Genomic DNA, 25,340 nt, shown 5'->3' on the forward strand with positions numbered 1-25,340 from the left:
GTCATTCGCGGGGTCCCCGGCCGTCCACGTGGTCGCTGCCGGTCAGGCCGCGGGAGGCCAGCATCACCACCAGGAACAGCGCGGTGGTGGCGAAGCCGATGACGATGGCCGTCAGCACCAGCGACTGCGGCAATGGGTCAGCGAAGACCGCCGGATCCCCCGATGTGCCGGGCGCCAGGATCGGCGGCCGGCCCACGGGGAAGCGGCCCATGCTGAAGATGAAGAGGTTCACGGCATAGGACAGCAGCGACAGCCCGATGATGAGCTGGAAGGTGCGTGGCCGCATCAGCAGCCAGACCCCGGAGCCGCCCAGCACGCCGATGCTGATCGCGAGGATGAGTTCCATCAGTCGTCTCCTCCGACAGGGGCTGGACTGGGCGGGACGGACGGCGCCGGCTTGGGGCTGCGCACCGACTGGTGCGCGATGGCGATGAGCATCAGCACCGTGGCGCCAAAGACCAGGCTGAAGACGCCGAGGTCGAAGAGCACCGCGCTCGCCAGCGGCAGCTTGCCCAGCCAGCCGAGGTCGGCATAGGCGAAGTAGGAGGTCAGGAAGGGCCGCCCGAACAGCAGGGCCGCGCTGCCGGTGCCAGCCGCCAGCAGCAGCCCGACACCCATCCAGCGCAGAGGATGGACACGCAGGCGGTCCTCCACCCAGCGGGTGCCGCCGGCCATGTATTGCAGCAGGATGGCCACCGACATCATCAGCCCGGCCGCGAAGCCGCCGCCCGGCAGATCATGTCCGCGCAGCAGCAGGAACAGCGCGACGACGCAGATGACCGGGAACATCAGGCGCATGATGACGCCGGGCACCAGCAGCCAATCCCCGGTGCCGCCCTGCTGCTGCTCCGGCACCCCGACGCTTTCCGGCGCCGGGCGGAAGCGGCGCAGCAGCGCGAAGACCGTCAGCGCCACGATGCCCAGCACCGTGATCTCGCCCAGCGTGTCGAAGCCGCGGAAGTCCACCAGGATGACGTTCACCACGTTGGTGCCGCCGCCCTCGGTATAGGCGCGCTCCAGGAAGTGGCGGGAGATGCCTTCAGGCGAGGGGCGCGTCATGGTGGCGTAGGAAACCGCCGTCAGCCCCGCGCCAGCGGCTACGGCGATCACGAAGTCCCGGTAGCGGCGCAGGCGCGGCAGCACCATGTCGGAGGCGGCGAATTCCACCCGCTTCGGCAGCCAGCGCAGCCCCAGCAGCAGCAACACCGTGGTCACCACCTCCACCAGCAACTGCGTCAGCGCCAGGTCGGGTGCCGAGAACCAGACAAAGGTCAGGCAGATGGCCAGGCCGGTGCCGCCCATCAGCACCAGCGCCGCCAGGCGGTGGTACTTGGCCTGATAGGCCGCGCCAATGGCGCAGCCGGCGCCCACCAGCCAGATCAGCCCCACCACCGGGTCCGCCTGGGTCAGCGTCACCCCGCCCAGTTTCAGGCCATCGGGCAGCAGCGCCAGGGTGGCGGCGAGGATGGAGACGCAGACCAGCAGCCGCAACTGCATCTGCAGCCGCGAGGTGCCCAGCAGCCGCTCCAGCGTGCGGGCGAAGCGCCAGGAAAGGAAGACCATGGCGCGGTCGAAGATGCGGCGGCCATCCAGCCCCCGGATCAGCGGGGTGCCCTCCACGCCCGTGCCGAAATGGCGTTGCAGCATCCGGTAGAGCAGCACGCCCATGACCAGGGCGAAGATGCTCATGGCCAGCGGCAGGTTGATGCCGTGCCAGACGGCCAGGCTGTATTCCGGCGTGGCATTGCCCAGTACCGACCGCACCGCGACATCCAGAAAGGGCCCGATGGTCGCCGCCGGCAAGATGCCGACGATCATGCAGCCGAAGACCAGCACTTCCACCGGCAGCCGCATCCATTGCGGCGGCTCATGCGGCGTACGCGGCAGGTCGTCGGTATCGGGGCCGAAGAAGGCGCCATGGATGAAGCGGAGGGAATAGGCGACGGCGAAGATACCGGCCACCGTCGCCGCCACGGGCAGCAGGCTGTGCAGCAGCGTGGGCGCGGTGGATGCGGTCAGTGCCTCGGTGAAGAACATCTCCTTGGAGATGAAGCCGTTCAGCAGCGGCACGCCCGCCATGGCGGCGGCGGCCACCAATGCCAACCGGGCGGTGAAGGGCATGGAGCGGTTGAGGCCGGACAGGCGCCGGATGTCGCGCGTGCCGGTCTCATGGTCGATGATGCCGGCGGCCATGAAGAGCGAGGCCTTGAAGGTCGCGTGGTTCATGGTGTGGAAGATGGCCGCTACCAGGGCCAACTGGCTGTTGAGGCCCAGGAGCAGCGTGATCAGGCCCAGGTGGCTGATGGTGGAATAGGCCAGCAAGCCTTTCAGGTCATGCTGGAAGATCGCGACGTAAGCGCCTAGAAGTAAAGTAATCACGCCCGCGCTGCTGACGATCCAGAACCAGGCTTCGGTGCCGGACAGGACAGGCCACAGCCGTATCATCAGGAAGATGCCGGCCTTCACCAGTGTGGCCGAATGCAGATAGGCGGAAACGGGCGTGGGCGCCGCCATGGCGTGCGGCAGCCAGAAATGGAACGGGAACTGCGCGCTCTTGGTCAGCGCGCCCAGCAGGATCAGCACCAGGGCCGGCAGGTAGAGCGGATGCGTCCGGATGACGTCGCCCGAGGCCAGCACGCGGTCGAGGTCGTAGCTGCCGACGATATGGCCTAGCACCAGCACCCCGGCGAACAGCGCGAGGCCGCCGGCGGAGGTCACGGTCAGCGCCATGCGGGCGCCGTCCCGCGCCGGGGCGGCGTGCTGCCAATAGCCGATCAGCAGGAAGGAGAAGAGGCTGGTCAGTTCCCAGAAGAAAACGAGCTGGACGAGGTTGCCGGAGAGCACCAGCCCCATCATCGAGCCCATAAAGGCCAGCAGAAAGGCGAAGAAGCGCGGGATCGGGTCTTCCGGCGACATGTAGTAGCGGGCGTAGAGCACCACCAGGAAGCCGATGCCCGCCACCATTACGGCGAAGACCGAGGCCAAGCCGTCCATCCGCAGCACGAAGTTCAGGCCCAGTTCCGGTACCCAGGGCAGTTCCAGCCTGAGCACGCCGCCTGTGGAGGCATCTGGGTAATAGAGCAGCCAGACCATCACCAGTGTCAGCAGCGCCACGCCGCCAGCCAGCCAGGCTTCGATGTTGCGGTTGTTGTTGTTCGGCAGCAGGGCGACCACCAGGGCGCCAAGGTAAGGCAGGCCGACCGCGGCCAGGAGAAAGAAGGCGTCAGGCATCGGGCGCCCTGTACTGGATGGAACAGAAAGGACGGCGCCCGCCGGGGCCGTCCGGGTCTCGCGTCATGCCCTCAGGGCCCGGCGTCGATATCCGGCTGGTCCGCCGCCTGCAGACGGGCGAGCGCTTCCTCGGCGGAGCGGGCCTGCCGCAGCTGGCGCGGCAGTTGCTGGTCCCGCAGCGCGCGGCAGATGTCGGAAAGCGCGGGCAGGAAGCCCTCGGAAGCGGCTTCCGGCCAGAGCACGAGAAAGACGAGATCCACCGGCTCGTCGTCGCGTGCGTCGAAATCGATCGGATGCGTCAGCCGCGCCAGGATCGCCAGGGGAGATTCCAGCCACTCCAGCCGCGTGTGCGGCAGGGCCACGCCCCGCCCCAGGGCGGTGGAGCCCAGCTTCTCGCGTCCCAGCAGGGGCTGGAGGATCTCTTCCTTCTTCCGGCCCAGGCGGTTGGCGGCTTCGGCGGCGAGCAGGTCCAGGAGTTCCGCCTTGTTGCCGGGCGCCAGGGTGAGAATACCCTCTGGGGTCGAAAAAAGCTTAACGATCGGCATACGCTACTCCTGTCTCGAATGTAATCTAGGCTGGCGCGCCCGATATCGTAACCCATCCAGCCGCAAATTCGCCGCAATTCAGAGCGGTTGCGGCAGATCGCCGGGCCATACCGGGCTGCCCGGCTAACGGAAAGCCCTTCCTTCAGCTATCGGACCCGGACCGAAACCGAGGCTGCCTCCCCATCCGCGTCCAGTACCGTGACACGGTAGAAGCCGGGCTCGCGCGGCCCCCAGAGCGCGTCGCGCCGAGCCGGGATGCCTGGCAAGGGCGCGCCATCCACCAGGAAGCTGAGCGGGCGGCGACCGCCGGCGGCGCGCAGCAGCACCTCGCCGCCCGCGATTTCGGTATCCGGCACGGGGAACAGCAGCCGCAGCCGGTCCTGCGGCGCACGGGCCACCTGGGCCGGGGTGCGGTCCCTTTCCCGCGACGGACGGGGCGCGGCGGGCAGCAGCGTGAAGGCGCGCGCCAGCAGCGGCAGAGCCAGCCCTGTGCCGGTGGCGCCGCCGGTATGCACCACCATCGGCGTGCCGTCCGGCCGCCCGACCCAGATGCCCACCAGATGTGCCGCATCGAAGCCAAGCGCCCAACTGTCCCGCCCGCCCCAGGAGGTGCCGGTCTTCCACGCCACCCCCGCCGGGCCGCCATCGGGAAACGGACGCGTCAGGATCGCCGCCACCTCGGCCGCCGCACGTGCATCCAGGGCGGGTGCCGGCGGCGGGGCTGGTGCGTTGGCCTGCCAGTGCAATGCCCCTGCCCGGCCTGCGTCGCCCAGCGGCGCCATCAGCGTCAGCAGCTCGCGCAGTGTCAGCCCGACGCCACCCAGGGCCAGCGGCAAGGTCGGTTCCGCGCCAGCCGGCAGGCGCGGAACGGCGCCCAGGCGCTTCAGCGCGGAGGCGAAGCGCAGCGGCCCCAACCGGTCCAGCATCGCCACGGCCGGCAGGTTCAGCGAGCGGCGCAGCGCCTGCGCGACCGTCACGCGGCCGGCGAAGCCGTGATCGAAATTCTCCGGCGCATAGGCGCCAAAGCGGGCGGGCGCATCTTCCAGCAGCGTATCGGGGCGGGCCAGCCCGGCCTCGAAGCTCAGTGCATACAGCAGCGGCTTCAGCGTGGAGCCCGGGGAGCGCACGGCGCGCGTCAGGTCCATGGCGCCGGCACGGGTTTCGTCTCCCCAGGCGCCGCCGACCAGCGCGCGGATCTCCCGCCTGCGCAGGTCCGCCACCACGGCGGCGGTGGAAACGCGGGGTGGCAGCCCTGCCCGCGCCTCGGACAGCAGTGCTTCCAGCGCTCGTTGCAGCGGCGCGTCGAGCGTGGTGCGGCCTTCCCCGGCGCGGTCGGCCTCACGCGAGAGATGCGGCGCCAGTGCCGGCATCGGCTGGCGGGCCCGGGGCACGTCGCCGGCCAGCAGGGTCCGGTCGGCGGCGGTGATGTCCGGCGCCCTCGCCGCGCGCACCAGCAGCAGGGCATCGCGGGCCGCGCGGGCGGCGGCGGGGTGCCGGTCCGGCCGCAGCGCCTCCGGGCGCCGGGGAATGGCGACCAGCAGGGCGGATTCCGCCGGGTCCAGGTTGCGCGCGTCACGCCCGAACCAGGCCAGGGCACCGGCACGGATGCCTTCCAGATTGCCGCCCATCGGCGCCAGGGTCAGCCAGGCATCCAGCACGCCCTGCCGGCCCAGCCGTGCCTGCAGTTGCAGGGCGCGGAAGGCCTCGATGGCCTTGGAGCGCAGGTTGCGCGGGCGTGGCTCCAGCAACCGCGCCACCTGCATCGCCAGGGTCGAGCCCCCTGAAATCACATGCCCGGCCCGGAGCCACTGAAAGGCCGCCCGCCCCACTGCCAGGGGATCGACACCCGGGTGCCAGGCGAAGCGGGCATCCTCCGCCGCCACCAGCAGCGCCACCAGATGCGGCGGCACATCAGCGCTGGTGGTGGGCAGCCGCCAGATGCCGCCCGGCGCCGGCAGGGCCGAGAGCGGGCGCCCGGCGCGGTCGGTCACCAACCGGGCGGTGTGCTCCAGCCGGGAAAGATCGGGCGGGAAGGCCCGGTCCAGCGCCAGCCCCGCCCCCACCAGCCCGGCCAGCAGCCCCAACCCGGCCACGGGGAGCCGCCAGTTCCTCACGACGGCGGCAGCACCGCGATCCGGCCGCTGTTCTGCCGCGCGAAGATGGCCGGGCGGTACATGTCCTGCGCCTGCGCCCCCGGCAGCTCGAAGCTGCCCGGCGTCACCGCGCGCAGCACCACGGCGAAGCGCGCCGCCTGCTGCTGCGCCGAAAGATCGGCAGCCACGGCGAAGCGGTCGTCCAGCGCGGCCACCGTGGCAGGCTCCGTCAATTCGCCCAGGAAGGGCATGCCCGGGACAGCGCCGGCCGGCAGGCGGGTGGACACCTCCCACCCCGCCGGCAGACCCTGCTGCACCAGGGCGCGATGCTCCTCCCCATCCTCCGCCCGCGCTTCCAGCAACAGGATGAAGGAGGTGTTCTGCCGCAGCATGTCGAGGTTCAGGTCGTTGCCATCCATGGCCAGGAAGCGCCGCACCACCCGCATGCCGGCACGGGCCGCGGGCAGCGGCTGGGCCGGCAGGCCGGTGACGGTGGCCGACTGGATCACCGCCCGGTCCCCGGTGTTGCGCGCCGTGGCGCCACCGGCTGGCAGCAGGGCCGCCACGGCCGGTGCCGGCGGCAGGGCCCTGCCATCGAGGCGGACCGAGGCCGGGCGCCCGTCACGGCCCAGCGCGGCGGCCAGGGTCACCGCCCAGGCCTGTTCCTGGGTCGAGGTGGTGTCGGGCGAGACCTCCCGCCCGCCAGGAAGGCGGGCCAGCCGGGCCGTCAGCGCCTGGGGCAGCAATCCGCTTTCCCGCAGCAGCAGCGTCACGGCCAGCGCGTCGCGTGTCTGGCTGCCGTAGTCATGGAACCAGTCCCGGCGCGGGCCATTGGCCAGGGCGGCGGTGAAGGCGGCTTCGGCGCGTGGTGCATCGCCGATGCGGGCCAGGGCGGCGCCGAGCTGCGCCTTGCTGAGCGGCGTCGGCAACTGGTCGAGCTGCTCGGCCAGCCGGCGCGTCGCTCCCGGCAGGGGGCGCCCGGCCAGGGCCAGCGCATGCAGCCGGTAGGCCTGGTCCGCCCGCTCCTCCGGCGAGGAGGGGGAAACATCCTCCGCATCGCGGGCCAGATTTTGCAGCGCCGCGTCCAGCGCGGCTTCCGGGATGGTGGCGCCCGCCTGTCCCGCGCGGGCCAGGGCCTCCACCGCATAGGCGGAAACCCAGGGGCCGGCCTCACCCCGGCTGCTCCAGAGCGAGAAGGCGCCGTCCCAGCGCTGCTTGTCCAGCAGCGAGCCGATGGCGGCCGCCAGTTGCGCGTCCCGCCCCTCCAGCCCCGAGGCGACGGACAGCGCCAGCACCTTGGTGGCCGATTGCTCGGCGCAATAGAGCGGAAAGGCCAGGGCGGCGCGCATCAGCGCATCGGGGTCATAGCGCACCGGCTGGCCCCAGCTGGCGCGGACCGTGGCGGTGCCGGGGACGAAACGGGCCAGGTCTGGCGCGATCCGTGCCTCTGCCCCCGGCGCCAGTTCGGAGATGGCCACCTCCGTCAGCAGCGGCCGGGAGGAGCGGATGGTGATGCGGCTCTCCCGCTCCGTGCGGTAGCCGCCGGGGCCGGTGACGGCGAGGCGCAGCACGCCCTCCCCGGCCCCGGTGGCGCGCAGGCCGGTGGTGGGCTGGGCACGGGCACCGGTGGCCAGGATCGCGGCCAGCCGCGCCGGGCCTTCCAGCGCCAGCGGTCCTTCCAGGCGGATCTCGGCCGCCACCTCGCCCTGCGGCAGTTCCAGGTTGTGCAGCAGCAGGGGCAGCAGCGCGGTGTCGCCAGGGGCCAGGAAGCGCGGCAGTAGCGCTTCCGCCACCACCGGCTCCCGCACCGTCACGGCGCGGGAGGCGCTGCCGACCCGGTCGCCGGACCAGGCCACGGCCATCAGCCGCAGTTCCCCGGCGAAGTCCGGCAGGTCCAGCGGCACGCGCGCCACGCCGTCCGGCCCGGCCTCCACGATGCCGGAGAAGAGCGAGACGACGCGCTGCGGCGGCTGCACCGCGCTTTCGGCATCGGCATCGCCGCCCTGTCGCAGCGCGGCCAACTCGCCTTCCGGCGGCGGGATCAGGCGGCCGTAATCGTCGCGGATATCGGCGCCGAGCCGGCGGCGGCCCAGGAAATGGCGCACCGGGTCCGGGCTGCTGAAGCGGGTGAGCTGCAGGATGCCCTCGTCCACCGCCGCCAGGGTCAGCCGCACCGGCCCGGCGGCATTGGCCACGCGTACCGGCAGTTCCACGCGCTGGCGCGGGCGCAGCAGGTCCGGGGCCTCCAGCGTCACGGCCAGCCGGCGCGGCGCCGGGTCCAGCGCCACCCAGGCGAGGCCTAGGGCACGCCGGGGCTGCCCTTCCGCCGCCCGCCCGGGGCGGAAGACCGTCACGGTGACATAGGCGCCGGGGCCCCAGGCGGCCTCCACCGGCACCTCCACCTCGGTGCCGCCCGCCGGCACCTCGACCTCGCGCAGCGAGACGAGGCGGTTGGTCAGCACCGCCAGGCTGGCACGGCCGGCGAAGGGCGGGTTGATGCGGATGCGGGCGGTGGCGCCGGGGGCATAGGCCTGCCGGTCCGCCGAGACATCGACCTTGTCCGGCACTTCCGCGCTATCCGAGCCCACCCAGCCGGAACGGAAGCGGGTGGCGGCGATGGCCAGGGAGCCGGGCTGCGTCACCTCCAGCCGGTAGCGACCGAAGGGCAGCGCGCGGGCGAAGCGGGCGGGCTGGCCGGGGGCCGTGGTCAGGGTGGCGGTATCCACCGGCTCCTCCCGCCACACGGTCTGGTAGCGGGCGACACCGCCGCGGCTGACCATGCGCCAGTCCGGCACCTCCCGCACCAGCCGGGCATTCAGGCTGCCGGAGAGGGCCTCGCCCATCGGCGAAACCAGGGCGACGTCGAAGGCCGCCTCGGTATTCACGTCCACGCTGCCGCCGGAAAAGGCGGGGCGGACGGCCAGGTACGGGTTGGTGCCGCGTACCGGCAGTTCCAGCGTGCCGCGGCTGGCGCGGCCATTCGGGTCGGCCAGGGACAGTGTGTAGCTGGCGCGCAGCGGCCGGCTGACATCGGGCACCTCGGCCAGCGAGGCGGTGAAGGTGCCCTGGCCCTGCGCATCGGTGGCGACATGGCCGCCGGGGATGGCGCCGCCGTTCAGCGGCTCCTCCGCCAGGCCGAAGCGCCAGCCGTCCCAGGGGCTGCGGCGCCGGGTGCCATCGGCGGCATCGGTGGCGAAGGGGTCAGGGTCGAGCGAAAGCTGCCCTTCCACCTCGCCCTCCAGATTGGCGGCGGGGGCGCCGTAGAGGAAGCGGGCGCTCACCGGAACCGGCAGCGGCTGGCCGGGCACCAGCGGCCCAGGGGCCGGGCCCAGCGTCACCGCCAGACGCTCCGGCACGAAGGCCTCCACCTGGAAGGTGGCGGTGGCGATGGGCGGCTGGTCGGGCTCCACCCGTGCTTCCAGCCGCCACTGGCCGGCGGCGGCGCCGTTGGAAAGCGGCACCGGCCAGGCGATGGCGCCATCCGGCCCGCGCGGTGGCACGGCTTCGGCGGCCACCTGGCCATTGGGGCGCACCAGACGCAGGCGCAGCGGCACGTCGCGCGGCTGGCCGGCGGCGTCGCGCAGCAGCGCCGTCAGGTTCACCGTCTCGCCGGGGCGGTAGATGCCGCGGTCCAGCCAGAGGAAGGCATCCAGCGGTCCCGGATGCGGCAGCCCCTCGGCGCCACGGTCGGAAAGGTCGAACGACGCGGCTTCCAGGTTCAGGGCCACCAGGTCGTCGCCGGCCGAGGCGTGCAGCGCCACGGGCGCCAGCGGCCCCTGCCCGCGCAGCAGCGCGGCGCCGAAGCGCACCAACCCGTCGGCGCCGGTCATGGCCTCCGCCAGCACGTCGTTGTTGCGGACGATCAGCGCCACCTTCACCCCGGCGCGCGGCGCGGCATCCCCCAGGCTGCGCAATTGCGCCGCCACGCCATCCGTGCCGCGCCAAGCGGTCAGGCCCAGGTCGGTGGAAAGGATCTGCAGGCCTACGGCGGTGTTGGAGACATGGTCGGCGCTGGTCGCCCCTTCATCGGCCTCGGCCAGCAGCACGTACAGCCCAGGGCCGGCGGAACCGATTTCCGCCGGCAGCGGCAGAACGACGCGCGCCAGCTGGTTCGCCTGGAAGCCCGGCACATCGGCGCTGCCCTGCCAGACGGTGCGGCCCCAGCTTTCCGTCACCTCACCGGTGGAATAGGCGGCGATGGCCTCGCCCAGCGGGTTCTGCCGGCCGAAGGGCAGCAGGTTGCGTTCCGTCACCCGCACCAGCCGTAGCTTCAGGCGGGGGATATTGACGGTGGCGATGCCGACCCTGGCCGCCTGCCCGCGCGGCAGCAGGAAGCGGGTGGCATCGAAGGCGATGCGGGCCTCACGGTCCGGCATGGTGATGGCCACCGGCGTCTCGGCCCGCAGCCGCGCGCCGTCCTCCCCCGGCAGGCCGGCGCGCAGCACCAGCCGCGTGGTGCGGCCCCAGGGCAGGCCGGCGACGCAAAGCTGGCCGTCCTCGCGGCTCACGGCCATGTCCGGGATGGGCGGCTCGGCCCGCACCCAATCCCCGGGCTGGAGATCGGACGCGCGGCTCAGCGTTCCGGTGAAGGCGATGCAGGCGCGCGGCGGGTCGGCTTCCGGCGCGGTGCGGGTACGGCTCACCAGCAGGCCGGCGGCGCGGCGGGCGGTTGCCAGGGCTTCCCGTGCCGCCGGGTCATTGGGCGCGCGTTCCGCCACGGCTTCCAGCGCCGCGATGGCGGGCGGCCAGCGGTCCATCATCTGCAGGGCCCGTGCCATCAGGCGCAGCGAGGGGATCTCGGCCTCCCCGGCCGGCACGGCGCCGAAGTTCTGCCAGGCGGCCTGCAGGGCGCGCTGCGGATTGGGCGGCGTGCGCGAGAGCTGCGCCTGCGCCAGGGCCAGCCAATGCTCAGGCGTGGCGCCCTGCATGCCGATGCGCTGCTCCAGCGCCTCGGCGGCGGCGGACCAGTCGCTGCGCTGGATGGCCTCCACCGCCCGCGCCTCGGCCTGCTGGCGCAGCTGCGCGGTGGCGCCCGCCGGGAAGCGCCGCGCCAATTCGCCGGCATAGCCGGAGGCATCGCTTTCCAGCCCCGGGATCTCGACCGCAGACTGCGCCAGGGCGGGCGGCGCGCCCAGCGCGGTGGCGATCAGGAGCGCGGCGAAGCGCCGGAGGGTCGCGCGCGGCAGGGTCGGGTACATGGGCGCCGGAGGCTCCTGTTCTTGGCCCGGCACGCGGGCCAGCCGCCGTTGTCCGGAACGGCGGACGACGGGAGGTCAGCTTAAAACCGTGATCGTCCTACGCGATAGAGGCGGATGCGCCCTGCCCTAGCTGGCGCGGCGGAGATTGGTGAAGAGCGGCGCGCCCTTCAGCATGCCCGTCAGGTCGGCGCGATAGGCGGTTGGCTGGTAGAAGACGCCGGTGGGGTAGAAGGGCACTTCCTCGAAGGCCAGAAGCTGCATGTCGCGGCATATGCGCTGCTGGCTCGCGGCATCGGCGGCGGCGAACCAGGCATCGCGCAGCGCTTCCATGCGCGGGCTGTCATACCAGCCGAAGGTCGCCCTGCGGCCATTGCCGCGCAGGTAGTTATGCGCCGCCGGGTTCATCACGCCGACACCGAGGCTGAAGTTGCAGAACATGCTCCAGCCGCCCTTCTCCAGCGGCTCCTGCGAGGCGAGGCGCTGCAGCACGGTGCCCCAGTCCAGCGACTGGTAGTCCAGGTTGATGCCGACCTTGCGCAGCATGTCGCCGGCCACTTCGCTCATGGCATTCAGCACCGGGAAGTCGGACGGCACCAGCAGCACCACGCGTTCATTGGCATAGCCAGCCGCGGCCAGATCGGCGCGGACCTTCGCGGGGTCGTAGGCGGTGGGCAGCGCCTCCAGCCCGGCCCCGCTGGCCATGGGCGCGCCGGGCAGGAAGAAGCCGGTGCGGTCCTTCCAGAGGCCCCGGTCATCCCCGGCCACGACCTGCATATAGTCCTGCTGCCGCATGGCGCGCATCAGCGCGCGGCGGATGGCGGGATTGTCGAAGGGCGGCTGGAGATGGTTGGGGCGGATCATGGTATAGGCGCCAGCCGTGTCCAGCACCTCGGTTCGCAACTCCCGGTGGCGGCGGAGCAGCGGCACCAGGTCCATCACCGGCTGTTCCCACCAGTCCATCTGGCCGGATTGCAGCGCGGCAGCGGCGGTGGCGGCATCCGGCATGGTATGCCATTCCACCCGCTCGAAATGCGCAACGCGCGGGCCGGCCAACATGCTCGCCGTGCCGTCCGGCCGCGGCACATAGCCGTCGAAGCGTTGGTAGACAGCCAGGGCGCCCGGCACACGCTCCCCCGCCATGAAGCGATAGGGGCCGCTGCCCACCATCTCGGTCACCGGCTGCGTGCCGGGGGTGGCGGCCAGGCGCTCCGGCATGATGGGGCAGATATTGGAGCCCGCCTTGCCCAGCGCATCCGGCAGCAGCGGAAACGGCCGCTTCAGGCGGAAGCGGATGATACGGTCATCGGGCGCCCAGAGTTCGTCGGTGGCGGCCAGCAGCGCCATGCCGAAGGCATCGCGCGAGCCCCAGCGGCGAATGCTGGCGACGCAATCCCGCGCCAGCACCGGTGTGCCGTCGTGAAAGCGCAGCCCTTCCCGCAGCCGGATGGTCCAGAGGCGTCCGTCCTGCTCCACCACATGGCCTTCCGCCATCTGCGGATGCGGCGCCGCATGCTCGTCCACGCCATAGAGCGTGTCGAAGACCATCATCCCGTGGTTGCGGGTGACAAGGCCGGTGGTCTGCACCGGGTCCAGCAGCGCCAGGTCCGCCTGCGGCATGAAGCGCAGCACGGAAGCCTTCTGGGCCGATGCCAGACGCGGCGCGGAGAGAGCCGCCGTGGCCAGCGCGGCCCCGGCGATGAAGCTGCGACGCTGCATGCACTCATCCTCCTAGTGGGAGTCGCGCAGCGGTGGGGCGCCGCTGCCGCCGACCAGGAAATCGAAATCCGCGCCTGTCTCCGCCCCCATCACGTGTTCCACGTACAGGCGTTCGTAGCCACGCTGGTAGGGCGAGACGAAAGGCCGCAGGGCCTGCCGCCGCCCTTCCAGCTCCGCTTCCTCCACCAGCAGCTCCAGGCTGCGGGCGGCGACATCCAGTGCGATGCGATCTCCGTCGCGCACCAGCGCCAGCGGGCCGCCGCCACTGGCCTCCGGCGCCACATGCAGCACCACGGTGCCATAGGCGGTGCCGCTCATGCGGGCATCGGAGATGCGCACCATGTCGGTGATGCCCTGACGAATCAGCCTGGCCGGCAGCCGCATATTGCCGACCTCCGCCATGCCGGGATAACCGCGCGGCCCGCAGTTGCGCAGCACCAGCACGCTGTCGGCCTCCACCGGCAACGCGGGGTCGTCGATGCGGGCCTGGAAGTCCTCGATGCTGTCGAAGACCACCGCCGGGCCGGTGTGGCGCATCAGATGCGGCGAAGCGGCGGAAGGCTTCAGCACCGCGCCCAGCGGCGCCAGATTGCCGCGCAGCACGGTGATGCCGCCGAGCGGCTTGAAGGGAGCCTCCAGCGTGCGGATGACCTCGCCATCCGGCGGCTCGGCCGCATCGGCGATCTCGCCCAGCGTCTGGCCGCCGATGGTGGGAGCATCCCGGTGCAGCCGGCTGCCCAGCGCGCGCAGCACGGTGGGGATGCCGCCCGCGTAGCAGAAATCCTCCATGAGGTACTGGCCGGAGGGCATGAGATCCACCAGGCAGGGCATGTCCCGGCCCAGGCGGTCCCAATCCTCCAGCGTCAGTTCGACGCCGGCACGGCCAGCCAGCGCCAGCAGATGCACCACCGCATTGGTGGAGCCGCCCAGCGCGCCATTCAGCAGGATGGCATTCTCGAAATGCTGTTTGGTCAGCAGGCGGGAAAGGCGAAGGTCCTCCCGCGCCAGCGCCACGGCGCGCATGCCGGTCAGATGCGCCAGCACCTGCCGGCGCGCGTCCACGGCCGGCAGGGCGGCATTGCCCGGCAGCGCCAGGCCCGTGCCTTCCACCAGGCTGGCCATGGTGGAAGCGGTGCCCATGGTCATGCAATGGCCGGCGCTGCGGTTCAGCTCCGCCTCGGCGGCCTCGAACTGCGCGGGCGTCATGGTGCCGGCCTTCACGGCCTCCACGGCCTTGAAGACATGGGTGCCGGAGCCCATCCGCTCCCGCCCTCTCCAGGCATTCAGCATCGGCCCGCCGGAGAGCACGATGGCCGGCAGGTCCACGCTGGCCGCGCCCATCAGCAGCGCGGGCGTGGTCTTGTCGCAGCCGGCCATCAGCACCACGGCATCGAGTGGATTGCCGCGCAAGGCGCATTCCACATCCATGCTGGCGAGGTTGCGGAACAGCATGGCGGTGGGCCGCATCATGCTCTCGCCCGGGGAGAAGACCGGGAATTCCAGCGGAAAGCCGCCGGCTTCGTAAACGCCGCGCTTCACGAATTCGGCCAGTTGGCGGAGGTGGCCATTGCAGGGCGTCAGCTCGGACCAGGTGTTGCAGATGCCGATGACGGGGCGGCCATCGAACATATGGGCCGGATGCCCCTGCCCCTTCATCCAGCCGCGATGCACGAAGCCGTGGCTGTCGTGCCGGCCGAACCAGTCCCGGCTGCGCAGTCGGCGCGGTGGCTGGCTCATGCCGGCGCTTTCCCGTGCCACCAATGCGCGAAGGGATTGGAATGGATGATGCCGTCGATGGTGGCCTGCGCCACGCGCGGCAGCCGGCTGCCTTCCACCAGATGGTTGATGTTCCGCAGGCCTTCCAGCGATTCCTCGACGCCCGCATAGGGAAAGTCGGTGCCCCAGAAGATCTTGTCGCGGCCCGCGATGTTGTATTCCTGCGCCGCCACCAGCGTGTTGTAGAACTGCCAGGGCCGGTAGAAGAGCGCCGAAACCTCGCAGAAAACATTGGGGTGCTTGCGGGCGACGACGATGCATTCCTCCCCCCAGGGGTGGCCCATATGCGCCATGATCATCTTGAGGTCGGGGTAGCGCCGCGCGACCTCGTCCACATGGATCGGCCGTCCCATTTCCAGGGGCGCATTGCGGGCATAGGTCGTGCCCATGTGCATGGTCAGTGGCAGGTCGTGCTTCACGCAGTATTCGTAGATGGGAACCATGCGTGGGTCGGCCAGATGCACGCCGTTGTAGATCGGCCCGAACTTCACGCCACGCAGGCCGAGATCCTCCACCGCATGGCGCAGCAGTTCCATGGCATCCGGGCGGCGCGGGTCGACGGCGGCGAAGCCGACGAACTTCTGCGGATACTTCGCCACGGCGCGGGCCGTGACCTCGTCATCGCCGCTGACGCCGGCACTGTCCCCATAGCGCAGCGTGAAGATGATGGCCTTGTCTACACCCGACATCGCCTGGAAGACCGTGTCCGGGTCCGCCTTCGGGTCGAAGCCACCGCTGCGCGTGGCAACCTGCTCGCCATGAACCGGTGTCAGGTGGCGGTCTTCGTAGACATTCACATGACAGTCGACGATCATGGCCTACAGGATCCCGTATTTCTCGAAGACGGTCCGCAGCGGCACTCCGGCGCGTAGTTCCCGCAGCGTTTCCTTTTCCCCGCGCAGCTTGATCTCGGCCCCTTCCGCCACGGCGGCCTCGACGGCCTGCGGCACCACCACCACGCCATCGGCATCCCCGAAGACGAAGTCGCCAGGATGGACGCGCACGCCACCGCATTCCACCGGCACGTCCACCGCGACGATCTTGCCGCGCCCCTTGCTGTCCAGCGGCCCGATGCCGCCGTGGAAGACCGGGTAACCCATGGCGCGGATGGCGCGCACGTCGCGCACCATGCCATCCATCAGGGCGCCGGCGCTGCGCCGGACCTGCGCGGCGGTGCTCAAGAGCTCGCCCCAGGGTGCGATACGGCCGCTCTGGCCGCAGGCGAACACAGGTATCTCCCCCGGCGCGAGGGAATCCACCAGGTCAATTTCCAGGTCGTAGGGATTCTCGCCTGGCGTGGCCTCGTAGACGTCCAGATAAAGCGCGGTGCGGGCGCGGCCGGCCATGGTGATGCCCTCATCCAGCGGGCGGATGCGGGATGGCAGGGCCTGATTCATATGGCCCAGGCTGTCCAGCACATCGGACAGCAGCGCGGTGAAAAGCCGCTCCTGCATGTGTTCCAGGATTCGTTCAGCCATGACCACCCCGCCTGTTCTTGTTTAACGTTATAGTCTCATCCCAACAGGACGCTGTCTGTCAACAAGATCCTCCCTCCCGCAACTGCACAGGCAGCGCGATCTCCGCCTCGCGGAAACTGTCCTGCTCCAGCCGCGCGACGATCTCCTCCCCTGCCCGCACGCCGATTTCATAGGCCGGGCTGACGATCGTGGTCAGCGCCGGCTGGACATAACGGAACATCTCGAAGCCATTGAAGCCGGCGACAGGCATGGCTTCCGGCACCGCGATGCCGCGCGCCTGGAGAAGCGACACCGCGGCCAGCGCCATCTGGTCATTGCCGCCAACAATGGCGACGGGCTTCGGGTGCCGCTCCAGGGCCTTTGCCAAACTCTCCTGGGTCGCCACGAAACTCTCGTCGCCGCAGGGAACGGTCCGGATGCGGAAGCCTTTTCCAAGCCCCTCGCGAAGCCCCTCGATCCGTTCCGTCTGCGCTGTCCAGGCAAGTTCCGGCGTCAGGAAGAAGACGGTGCCCGGCTGCGGCAGGCGGCCACGGAGATGGGTGCCCAGGATCTGTCCGCCGGCGTGGTCGTCCTGCCGGATCAGGCAGATATCCTTCAGCCCGCCGGCCTCGCGTTCCTGCACCAGCACTACGGGCTGACGCAGCCGCTCCACCTGCGACATCAGCCGTTCCCGCGCAGACCTGGGGCCGGAAAGCAGCAGGCAGAGCGCATCCGTCTCCGACTGCGCCAGTAACGGCGCCATCTTCTCCGCCTGTGGCCGCACGCCCTGCAACACCAGCGAGAAAGCGCGTTCCGCCGCGACATTCCCGAGGCCCGCGATGACATTGGTGATGAAGGGATCGCGCAGGTAATCCGGCGCGCTGTCCAGCACCACCACGCCAATGGCGCCGGTGCGCTCCAGCCGCAGGCGCCGCGCATTGGCGTCGGGGCGGTAGCTCAGCCGTTCCGCCTCGCGCAGCACCCGCGCTCTCGTCTCGGCGCTGGCGCCGGGACGGCCATTCAGGACATTCGAGACCGTCATCGGGGTCACCCCGGCGGCGGCCGCGACGTCCCGCAGTCGGCTGACCTTGCCACGCCCAGGCTTCTGCTGACTCACGACCGGTGCCTTGGAGACTGAAGCGTCCTGGCCTGCCGCCAGGAATCTACCGGTTATGATAACTTCGCCCCGCCGCTACAAGGCCGCCATACTTACCCCAAGGTCGAGGAACAGCCGGGGCAGCGGTGCCGCCCCGGATAACAGCTTCACCCTTGAGCGGCCGTGGCCCGTGAGCGGCGGCGCATACAAACCAGCCCGGCAATGCCGGAAGCCAGCAGCAGGATGCTGGCAGGTTCCGGCACCGCGACCTGATTATGTGCGATCTGCTGCAGCGCCAGCGCCTGCTCGGAGGTGAAGCCGAGATCCCTGGCCACCCTCTCGTTCTCGCCCAGGCTCAGCGGATCGATGCCGGTGATGCTGCCGAAGACCACCAGCGCCTCCAGGTAATAGCCATAGGCGCTGGCGTGGTAGTTATCGGGGGCCCAGAGGTTGATCAGGCCGGGCGCGATGCCGTCATACGGGTTCGGGTCGGCGATGCCCGCCTCCATCGCCGCGTTCCAGGCCGCGCCGACAGGGATGACGGCGTCGATCTTGGAGTTATTCGCCTTGGCGGCTTCGTAGCCGGCCTGCACATCCGCCTGCATGGCGCTGATGGGCTGGCCGTACCAGGCCCCACCGGGCTGGTAGGTCTGGTCAGCGCGTGACCACGTCGCCATCAGGTTGATGTTCACGTCGGGGTTCTGCGCCGTCAGCACATCCGCGAAGAGGGATGCGTACTGGATCAGCTTCGTCGGATTGCCGGGCGCGGCCGAGTCCAGCGTGCTGTAGCTCTGCAGCACCACATGGTCCCAGGGCTTGTCCAGCAGCGGAAGCTTGTTGGTGTAGTGGTAGTCGAGGCCGGTGCCGCCGACCGTCTCCAGGCTGACGGTATAGTCGAGGCCGGCCTGATCCGTCAGTGCTTTGAACAGGGCGGGCACGCCGCCGATATTCGTGCCGTTCAGGTCAGTGACCGTATTGGTCTGGTAGTTCCGGACGGTCGGCGGGCCACCGGCCGGGTCGCCGTAGGTGAAGCTGTTGCCGACGAAAAGAATGGTATCCGCAGATGCCGGATTGCAGTGCAGCGCCAAGGCCAGCCCGGCTGCCGCCAGTGCTGATCTGCCGAAGTGCAAGGATATCATGTTCTTCTCCGAAGTTTGGACATTTCCACCGCGCCTTCCGCGTCGCGCGGGCGGCGCGTAAGACCGGGAGCAAACTTCGTGCCGTGCAAGAATAACGCTAAAGTTCAAGGCATTAGAGAAATCCCACCTGGTTCTTTGCTAAAAGTGTAAAGCGCGCTGACGTTGCGCCAAGCCTTGGCGGAGGTGCCAGGTCACGGCGCATCCGGCATGCTGCGGGATTGCGCCAGCAGCCAGTCCCGGAAGACTGTCATGGCCTGGGTCTCCCGGCGGGACTTCAGCCGCGCCAACCAGTATCCACCCAGTGTCACCTCCGCCGCGAAGGGCCGCGCGAGGCGGCCTTGGCGCAGATCGTGCTCGAACATCCGTGCCGGCAGCAGGCCGATGCCGAGCCCCTGCACCGCCGCTTCCGCCATGGTGAGGGAGGAATCGAAGACAAAGCCACGGATATTCGGCGCGGGCAGTTCCACCGCCGCGAACCAGTGCGCCCATTCATCGGTGCGGTAGGAGCGCAGCAAGGTCTCCCGCATCAGGTCCGCCGGCTGCCGCAGCCGCCGCGCCAGCCCTGGGGCGCAAAGCGGCGACAGAGGCGAGGTCAGGAGCGGCAAGGCCTCCGTGCCATGCCAGGCGCCATCGCCGAAGCGGATGGCGTAGTCCAGCCCCTCCCCGGCCAGATCCACGCGGTTGTTGTTGGTCAGCAACCGCAGGTCCACGAAGGGATGCGCGGCCTGGAACTCCGGCAGCCGGGGCAGCAGCCAGCCGGTGACGAAGGTGCCGACGGCACCCAGCGTCAGCACCTCCCGCAGCCGCCCGCCCTCGAAACGGTCGAGCGTGCCGGCGATGCGGCGGAAGGCGTCGGTCAGCACCGGCAGCAGCGCCTCCCCTTCCTCGGTCAGCGCCAGGCCGCGCGGCAGGCGGCGGAACAGCGGCACACCCAAGATTTCCTCAAGCGCCTTCACCTGATGGCTAACGGCCGCCTGGGTCACACGGAGCTCCAGCCCCGCCCGGGTGAAGCTGAGCTGGCGGGCGGCGGCCTCGAAGGCGCGCAGGGCATTCAGGGGGAGGTGCGAAAGCGTCATGCGTCAGGATTAGTTTTTCTAGGGCGAGTTGCGAAGGATGATCGTTTGCCGAGCCCCCGCTCCACGCGCAGTGTCCGGCCACCCGGACAGGAGAGAATGCATGATTGGCAGGCGGCGGATGACGATGGGGATGGCACTGGCCCTAACTGGTTGCGGTGCCCGGGCCGTGCGGGCGCAGAGCGGCTTCGCCGGCCTGCCCGCCGCCTTCGCGCAGATCGAGGCGGCGCGGGGCGGGCGGCTGGGCGTCGCGGTGCTGGACACCGGCAGCGGCCAGGGCACCGGCTACCGGCAGGATGAGCGCTTCCCCCTCGCCAGCACCTTCAAGCTGCTGGCGGCCGCGGCGGTGCTGGCGCGGGTGGATGCGGGGCAGGACAACCTGGACCGGCGCATCCGCTTCAAGCGCGAGGATCTGGTGACCTACTCCCCCACCACCGGCCAGCATGCCGGCGCCGATGGCATGACCCTGGCCGAGATCGCCGGGGCAGCCGTCACGCTCAGCGATAATACCGCGGGGAATCTGCTGCTGAACGTCCTGGGCGGCCCGGCGGGCCTGACCGCCTGGCTGCGCCAGCAGGGCGACGCGGTGAGCCGGCTGGACCGGATGGAAACCGACCTGAACGAAGCCAGCCCCGGCGACCCGCGCGACACCACCAGCCCGGCGGCCATGCTGAGGCATCTGCAGGCCGTGACCTTGGGCGATGCGCTTTCCCCCGCTTCCCGCGCGCGGCTGCGTGGCTGGATGCGGGCCAGCAGCACCGGTGACAATTGCCTGAAGGCCCGGCTGCCACAGGGCTGGGTGGTCGAGGACAAGACCGGCTCCGGCGGGAACGGGACCCGCAACGACGTGGCCCTGCTCTGGCCTCCGGGTGGCGGCGCGCCCATGCTGGTCGCTGCCTACCTGACCGGTGGCGCGTCCGAGATCGCGGCACGTGACGCCGTCCTGGCCGATGTGGGGGCCGCCATCGCGGCCGCGGCCTCATAGCAAAAGCGTGAGCTGGGCCTCGCCGACCGAACCTGAGTGCGCAGGCGTACAGACGGCTCGGGGAAGGCCGAAATATCTGGCGCCATGACAGATTGTCCTGATGACGAGCGCCGCGCGGCCCTGAACGGCCACCGCATCCTCGTGGCCGAGGACGAAGTGCCGGTGGCCATGATGATGGAGGACACCATCATCGATGCGGGCGGAATGGTATTGGGCCCGGTGATCTCCGTGCCCGATGCCCTTGGCCTGCTGGATGCCGCCAAGGCGGACGGCGGGGTCAGCGCGGCGGTGATCAACCTCAGGCTCGGTCAGCACCGCACCACCAGGCTGGCCGCTGCCCTGAGGGAGCAGGGCGTGCCCTTCCTCTACGCCACCGGCTACGGCACCCACCATGACCTTGATGCGCACCAGGAGGTGCCGGTGCTGGCCAAGCCCTACAACCCTGCGGATCTGGTCGAGGCACTGGAAGGCCTGCTTTCCTGCCGCGCCTAGCGGCGCAGCGGGGAGGATGGAAGTCTTTCGCCCGCCGGGCGTCTCACCCCTTCCCGGCGCGTGTCCTCTGATAGAAGGATTTCGGCAGCCGCCGGTGCATCCAGAGCCATTCCTCCGGCCGCTCACGAATCCAGGACTCGATGCGGGCGTTCATCTGGCGCGTGAGGTTCAGCACGTCATCGGCCGCCACGCCGGTCTTCTCCACCGTCAGCGGCGGCTCCACGATGATGCGGAAGCGGCAGGGGCCGATCCGCAGCACCCGCACCGGGATCAGCGGGCAATCGAAGCGCAGGGCCAGCTCCGCCGGCGCCGTGGTGGTCATGGCCGGCTCGCCAAAGAATGGCAGGGCAACGCCTTCGTTGAACTTCTGGTCCGTCAGCAGGCCCAGCGCGCCGCCCCCGGCCAGATGCTTCAGCGCCAGCCGCGTGCCGCGCGCGCCCTTGGGAAAGAGCTGCTGACTGGGGCCGGAGCCGCGCACCTCCCGCATCAAGGCATCCACGCCCGGATTATTGGCGGCGCGGTACAGCCCCGCCATGGAAAGCCCGGCGGCCATGGCCGCCTTCGGCAGCAATTCCCAGTTGGCCAGATGCGCCGAGACCAGCACGGCGCGGCCGGCGCGCGGCAGGTGTTGCTCGCCTTCCAGTTCCCAACCCGGGCCGGAGGCGGTCCGCCCCAGCGCCTGCACATGTGGCAGCTCCAGCGCGGTGCGGCCCAGGTTCTCCCAGGCGGCGCGCATGATCCGCCGCCGCTCGGGAAGCGGCATCTCGGGAAAAGCCAGGGCGAGGTTGCGCAGCGCGATGCGGGAGGCCGGCAGCCATGGCCCCACCCAGCGGGTCACCGTGCCGCCGAGCCAGGAGGCGCATCGCGGCGGCACGGCGCGCGACAGCCCTATCGCACAGCGGGCAAGGGCGACTTCGATGCCCCACAGGAATTTGCCCACGAACCGTCCTTCTTGGTGCTGCGGAAGCGCATGGCCACAAAACGGCGGCCATGGCAAGGCAGCCGCGCGGCAGGTGCTGCCGGGCGGCTGCCCGGGCGGCCGGGCAGGCCGCCCCATGATCCTGGACGGGCGGGCTGGCGCCCGGCCCGAGCGTATCAGACCGCCGCCGGCACCCGCACGGTGCTGGTCCAGCCATGCGCATCGGTCGCCTGGCCGTACTGAATGGCAACGATGGCATCATAGAGCTTCTGGGTCAGCAGGCCCGTCTGACCATTGCCGATGCTGATCTTCTCGCCCTTGTAGCCCAGCTCGCCCACCGGGGAGACGACGGCCGCGGTGCCCGTGCCCCACATCTCGCGCAGGGTGCCGTTGCGGCCGGCTTCCATCACCTCGTCGATGCTGATCTTGCGCTCGGAGACCTTGTGGCCCCAGTCGCGCAGCAACTGCAGGATGGAATTACGCGTCACGCCATCCAGGATGGTGCCGGCCAGCGGCGGCGTGATCACCTCGTCGCCGATCTGCATCATGATGTTCATGGTGCCGACCTCGTCGATATACTTACGCTCGACGCCGTCCAGCCACAGCACCTGCGTGTAGCCGGCCTGCTCGGCCTCCTGTTGCGCGGACAGGGAGGCAGCGTAGTTGGCGGCCGTCTTGGCCTCGCCCAAGCCGCCCTGCACGGCGCGGACATGGGAGTCGGTGGCCAGGATGCGCACCGGCTTCACGCCTTCCTTGTAATAGGCGCCAACGGGCGAGCAGATCACGAAATAGGTGTAGCTGTGCGCCGGGTGCACGCCCAGCATCACGTCCGTCGCGATCACGGTCGGGCGGATGTAGAGCGAGGTGCCCTGGGTGGAGGGCACCCATTCATGGTCGGCGGCCACGATCGCCTCGAAGGAGCGGCGCACCAGGTCCACCGGCATCTCAGGGATGCAGAGGGCGCGGCAGGACTTGTTCAGGCGCTCGGCATGGCGCTGGGCACGGAACAGGCGGATCTGGCCATCGGCGCCACGGAAGGCCTTCAGCCCGTCGAAGACCGCCTGTCCGTAATGCAGCACCGAGGTGGCGGGGTCGAGCGTCAGCGGGCCATAAGGCACCACGCGCGGATCGTGCCAGCCTTTGCCCTCGGTGTAGTTCATGACGAACATATGGTCGGTGAAGACCTTGCCGAAGGACAGCGAGGCGTCCGCCGGGCGCTGACCCGGCGTCCGGGTCCGGGTCACGCTGATCTGGGTCTCATTGGATGCGGTCATGGTGCCGGTGCTCGCAGCTTTGTTGCGTCTTACCCTATTCTGCCGCAATTCCCCTGCGGCAGACTTCCCTTTGGCTTATCATTCCACCCATGCGCCTGGGTTCTGATGGGTCAGCCTTGCTGTCCGTCAGCCTGGGCGCGGCAGCCACCGGCCGCCGCGCCCGGCGGCTTCAGGCCACGCTATTGGCCAGCAGCCCCACCGCCAGGCCGTAGTTCATGGGCGAGTTGTAGCGGCGAATCACCCGCAGGTTCGGCAGGCCCAGGAAGACCTGGCCGGAGGAACGCGTCGGCACCGCCAGGCTGGCTTCCGGGCCGCTGGCCGGCAAGGGCGAGCCATCCGCCCGGCGCCAGCCCAGCCGGCTCCATTCCGCCATGGAGCGCTTGCTCTCGGTATCCACCCGCTGGATGTCGAAGCCCGCGGGCGGGCGTGCCTCGATGGCCCAGCCCTGCCCCTCCTGCCAGCCGCTGCGGGCCAGGTAATTGGCGATGGAAGCCAGGGCGTCGGCCTTGTTGTCCCAGATGTCGCGGTGGCCATCGCCATCGAAATCCACCGCCAGCCGCTCGAAGCTGGTCGGCATGAACTGCGGGTGGCCCATGGCGCCGGCCCAGGAGCCCTGCATCCGCTCCGGCGTCACGTGGCCGGCATCCAGGATGCGCAGCGACGCCATCAGCTCCTTGCGGAAGAACTCGGCGCGGCGGCCTTCCCAGGCCAGGGTCGCCAGCGCCTCCACGACGTTGAAGCCGCCGGTATTGCTGCCGTAGTTGGTTTCCATGCCCCAGATCGCGACGATCACGCGGGGGGAGACATTGTAGCGCGCCTCGATGGACTGCAGCAGCGCGCGGTTCTCGGCGTAGGCGCGGCGGCCGTTCTCGATGCGGGTGGAGGAGACGATGCGATCGCGATACTGCTCCCAGGTCAGCACGCCCTCAGGCTGCTTGCGGTCCAGTTCCAGCACGCGCGGCAGCGGGCGGATATTGCCCAGGGCGCGCTGAAGGATGGCCTGAGAGACACCGGCACGCCCCGCATCGGCGCGCACGCCGGCCAGGAAGGTATCGAAGCCGGTGGTGTCGAGCGCCGGGGCGTCAGGCGCCGGGGTGGGCGCGGCTGCCACGGGGCGGGCGGCGGGCATCACCGGCGCCAAGCCGGGGGCCGGGGGAGCGGCGGTGGAGCAACCCGCAAGCAGGGCGCCAGTGCCGGTGAGGATGAGGCGACGGTTCAGCATGGGCGGAGACGTGACATGCCGCCACCCGCGATGCAACCGCGCCTCCGTCCGCTCAAGCCTCCGCTGGCTGGCTTTGCATAAAGCGGGCCCGGTGCAGCGCGGCGGAGCCGAACTGGTTGGCCAGCACCATCGCCTTCCGCAGGAAAAGCCCCACGTCGTACTCGTCGGTATAGCCAATGGCGCCGTGCATCTGCACCGCTTCCCGCGTCACCTTCATCGCAGCCTCGGCGGCGCGGGTCTTGGCGCGGGAGACCACGGCCTGCCGCGCCGGCCCGCTGGCGCCGTCGTCCAGCGCGGCGGCGGCACCTTCCACGCTGGCGCGGGTCAGGGCGAGCTGGATCTTCAGGTCCGCCGCTCGGTGCTGCAGTGCCTGGAAGCTGCCCAACGGCTTGCCGAACTGGTGGCGGGCCCGCAGGTAATCCAGCGTCATGCCGAAGGAGCGTTCCATCAGCCCCAGCAGATAGGCGGCGGTGCCCAGCGCGGCCTCATCCAGCGCCTCCGGCAGCACAGCGGCGACATCGCCTTCCAGCCGGCGGGCGGTGGCGAGGTCCGGGCGCAGCGTGCCGTAATGCCCGCCGTCCTGGGTCTTCTGGATCTCGGCCGCCGGGGCTTCGGCGGCGTAGAGGACCATCGCCGCCCCTTCCCGCACCGGCAGCAGCACGTGGCTGGCGGCGGCGGCCATGGGCAGGAACAGGCGCGGCGCTTCCGCGTCTCCCGGTGCCTCCAGCGTATCCGGCTGCTGCTGCCACGCGGTCAGGACGAGGCTTTCGCCAGCCAGCAGCGCCGGCAGCAGCGTCTCGTCGCCGATCGCGGCCAGCAGGCGGGCGGAGAGCGCGCCCGCCACCAGCGGCTCCGGCACCAGGGCGCGGCCGAGTTCCTCATAGAGCGCGCAGGCCTCGGACATGCCGAGGCCGATGCCCCCCGTCTCCTCCGGCAGCCGCAGCCCGATCCAGCCTAGCGCGCCCATCTCGGCCCAGGTCGATGGGTCGGTGCCGGGCAGGCCGTAGCGCAGGCGGCGCACCCGCTCCAGGCTGCCATCCTGCGGCACCACGGCGGCGGCGCTGTCCCGGATCATGCGCAGGGATTCGGCGGGGTCCTCGATCATGCTGGCAGACATCCGGGCA

18 protein-coding genes are annotated in these 25,340 nt (G+C 70.5%); 2 read left to right on the forward strand and 16 right to left on the reverse strand.

Features of this window, described 5'->3' with window-relative positions; translation table 11 throughout:
* Nucleotide 1: 1 nt before the first annotated feature.
* From EBE87_RS15200 to EBE87_RS15255, 12 genes are all read right to left on the reverse strand, one after another.
* A complete protein-coding gene (locus EBE87_RS15200) occupies nucleotides 2-346 on the reverse strand; it encodes a Na+/H+ antiporter subunit C (RefSeq protein ID WP_120638746.1) in 345 nt (114 codons plus the stop codon).
* Nucleotides 346-3,231: a monovalent cation/H+ antiporter subunit A gene (locus EBE87_RS15205; protein ID WP_120638745.1), complete on the reverse strand. Its 2,886-nt coding sequence runs from the start codon at nucleotides 3,229-3,231 to the stop codon at nucleotides 346-348. Before EBE87_RS15205 ends, EBE87_RS15200 begins: the two co-directional genes overlap by 1 nt.
* 71 nt (nucleotides 3,232-3,302) lie before the next feature.
* Nucleotides 3,303-3,776: a PTS sugar transporter subunit IIA gene (locus EBE87_RS15210; protein WP_120638744.1), complete on the reverse strand. Its 474-nt coding sequence runs from the start codon at nucleotides 3,774-3,776 to the stop codon at nucleotides 3,303-3,305.
* A 146-nt stretch (nucleotides 3,777-3,922) separates the two neighbouring features.
* Nucleotides 3,923-5,890, reverse strand: a complete 1,968-nt coding sequence (pbpC, locus tag EBE87_RS15215; protein WP_233560113.1) for a penicillin-binding protein 1C — start codon at nucleotides 5,888-5,890, stop codon at nucleotides 3,923-3,925.
* On the reverse strand, nucleotides 5,887-11,067 hold the full coding sequence (locus tag EBE87_RS15220) for an MG2 domain-containing protein (RefSeq protein ID WP_122140060.1): 5,181 nt from the start codon (nucleotides 11,065-11,067) through the stop codon (nucleotides 5,887-5,889). Before EBE87_RS15220 ends, pbpC begins: the two co-directional genes overlap by 4 nt.
* Nucleotides 11,068-11,193: 126 nt before the next feature.
* Complete coding sequence (locus EBE87_RS15225) at nucleotides 11,194-12,783, reverse strand: ABC transporter substrate-binding protein (protein ID WP_120639001.1); 1,590 nt, start codon at nucleotides 12,781-12,783, stop codon at nucleotides 11,194-11,196.
* A gap of 12 nt (nucleotides 12,784-12,795) precedes the next feature.
* Nucleotides 12,796-14,520: an IlvD/Edd family dehydratase gene (locus EBE87_RS15230; RefSeq protein ID WP_120639000.1), complete on the reverse strand. Its 1,725-nt coding sequence runs from the start codon at nucleotides 14,518-14,520 to the stop codon at nucleotides 12,796-12,798.
* Complete coding sequence (locus tag EBE87_RS15235) at nucleotides 14,517-15,374, reverse strand: amidohydrolase family protein (protein ID WP_120638999.1); 858 nt, start codon at nucleotides 15,372-15,374, stop codon at nucleotides 14,517-14,519. The genes EBE87_RS15230 and EBE87_RS15235 overlap by 4 nt, the downstream gene beginning before the upstream one ends.
* Before the next feature lie 3 nt (nucleotides 15,375-15,377).
* Nucleotides 15,378-16,037, reverse strand: a complete 660-nt coding sequence (locus EBE87_RS15240; protein WP_233553277.1) for an RraA family protein — start codon at nucleotides 16,035-16,037, stop codon at nucleotides 15,378-15,380.
* A gap of 58 nt (nucleotides 16,038-16,095) precedes the next feature.
* On the reverse strand, nucleotides 16,096-17,133 hold the full coding sequence (locus EBE87_RS15245; protein ID WP_120638997.1) for a LacI family DNA-binding transcriptional regulator: 1,038 nt from the start codon (nucleotides 17,131-17,133) through the stop codon (nucleotides 16,096-16,098).
* 146 nt (nucleotides 17,134-17,279) lie between these two features.
* The gene (locus EBE87_RS15250; protein WP_120638996.1) at nucleotides 17,280-18,251 is read right to left on the reverse strand and encodes a PEP-CTERM sorting domain-containing protein; all 972 of its coding nucleotides are present in this window, start codon (nucleotides 18,249-18,251) and stop codon (nucleotides 17,280-17,282) included.
* Between the two features lie 191 nt (nucleotides 18,252-18,442).
* On the reverse strand, nucleotides 18,443-19,327 hold the full coding sequence (locus EBE87_RS15255; RefSeq protein WP_120638995.1) for a LysR family transcriptional regulator: 885 nt from the start codon (nucleotides 19,325-19,327) through the stop codon (nucleotides 18,443-18,445).
* Nucleotides 19,328-19,457: 130 nt separating this feature from the next.
* On the opposite strand from EBE87_RS15255, the gene bla reads away from it, so the two are divergent.
* Together bla and EBE87_RS15265 are read left to right on the forward strand one after the other, a co-directional pair.
* Nucleotides 19,458-20,309 (forward strand): class A beta-lactamase, encoded by an 852-nt coding sequence (gene bla, locus EBE87_RS15260; RefSeq protein WP_233553276.1) that lies wholly within the window; start codon nucleotides 19,458-19,460, stop codon nucleotides 20,307-20,309.
* An 84-nt stretch (nucleotides 20,310-20,393) separates the two neighbouring features.
* Nucleotides 20,394-20,801: a response regulator gene (locus EBE87_RS15265; RefSeq protein ID WP_120638993.1), complete on the forward strand. Its 408-nt coding sequence runs from the start codon at nucleotides 20,394-20,396 to the stop codon at nucleotides 20,799-20,801.
* Nucleotides 20,802-20,844: 43 nt separating this feature from the next.
* Here the strand turns inward: EBE87_RS15265 and EBE87_RS15270 are convergent, their stop codons facing one another.
* The 4 genes from EBE87_RS15270 to EBE87_RS15285 form a co-directional block, all read right to left on the reverse strand.
* Entirely contained in the window at nucleotides 20,845-21,741 is an 897-nt protein-coding gene (locus tag EBE87_RS15270) for a lysophospholipid acyltransferase family protein (protein ID WP_233553275.1), read from the reverse strand.
* 155 nt (nucleotides 21,742-21,896) lie between these two features.
* Complete coding sequence (locus EBE87_RS15275; RefSeq protein ID WP_120638991.1) at nucleotides 21,897-22,994, reverse strand: branched-chain amino acid aminotransferase; 1,098 nt, start codon at nucleotides 22,992-22,994, stop codon at nucleotides 21,897-21,899.
* 169 nt (nucleotides 22,995-23,163) lie between these two features.
* Nucleotides 23,164-24,216, reverse strand: a complete 1,053-nt coding sequence (locus tag EBE87_RS15280) for a lytic murein transglycosylase (RefSeq protein WP_233553274.1) — start codon at nucleotides 24,214-24,216, stop codon at nucleotides 23,164-23,166.
* A 52-nt stretch (nucleotides 24,217-24,268) separates the two neighbouring features.
* A complete protein-coding gene (locus tag EBE87_RS15285; protein ID WP_120638990.1) occupies nucleotides 24,269-25,333 on the reverse strand; it encodes an acyl-CoA dehydrogenase family protein in 1,065 nt (354 codons plus the stop codon).
* Between the last annotated feature and the right edge of the window lie 7 nt (nucleotides 25,334-25,340).

Origin of the sequence: Teichococcus wenyumeiae, from assembly GCF_003696345.1 — a bacterium.
Classification (GTDB): domain Bacteria; phylum Pseudomonadota; class Alphaproteobacteria; order Acetobacterales; family Acetobacteraceae; genus Pseudoroseomonas; species Pseudoroseomonas wenyumeiae.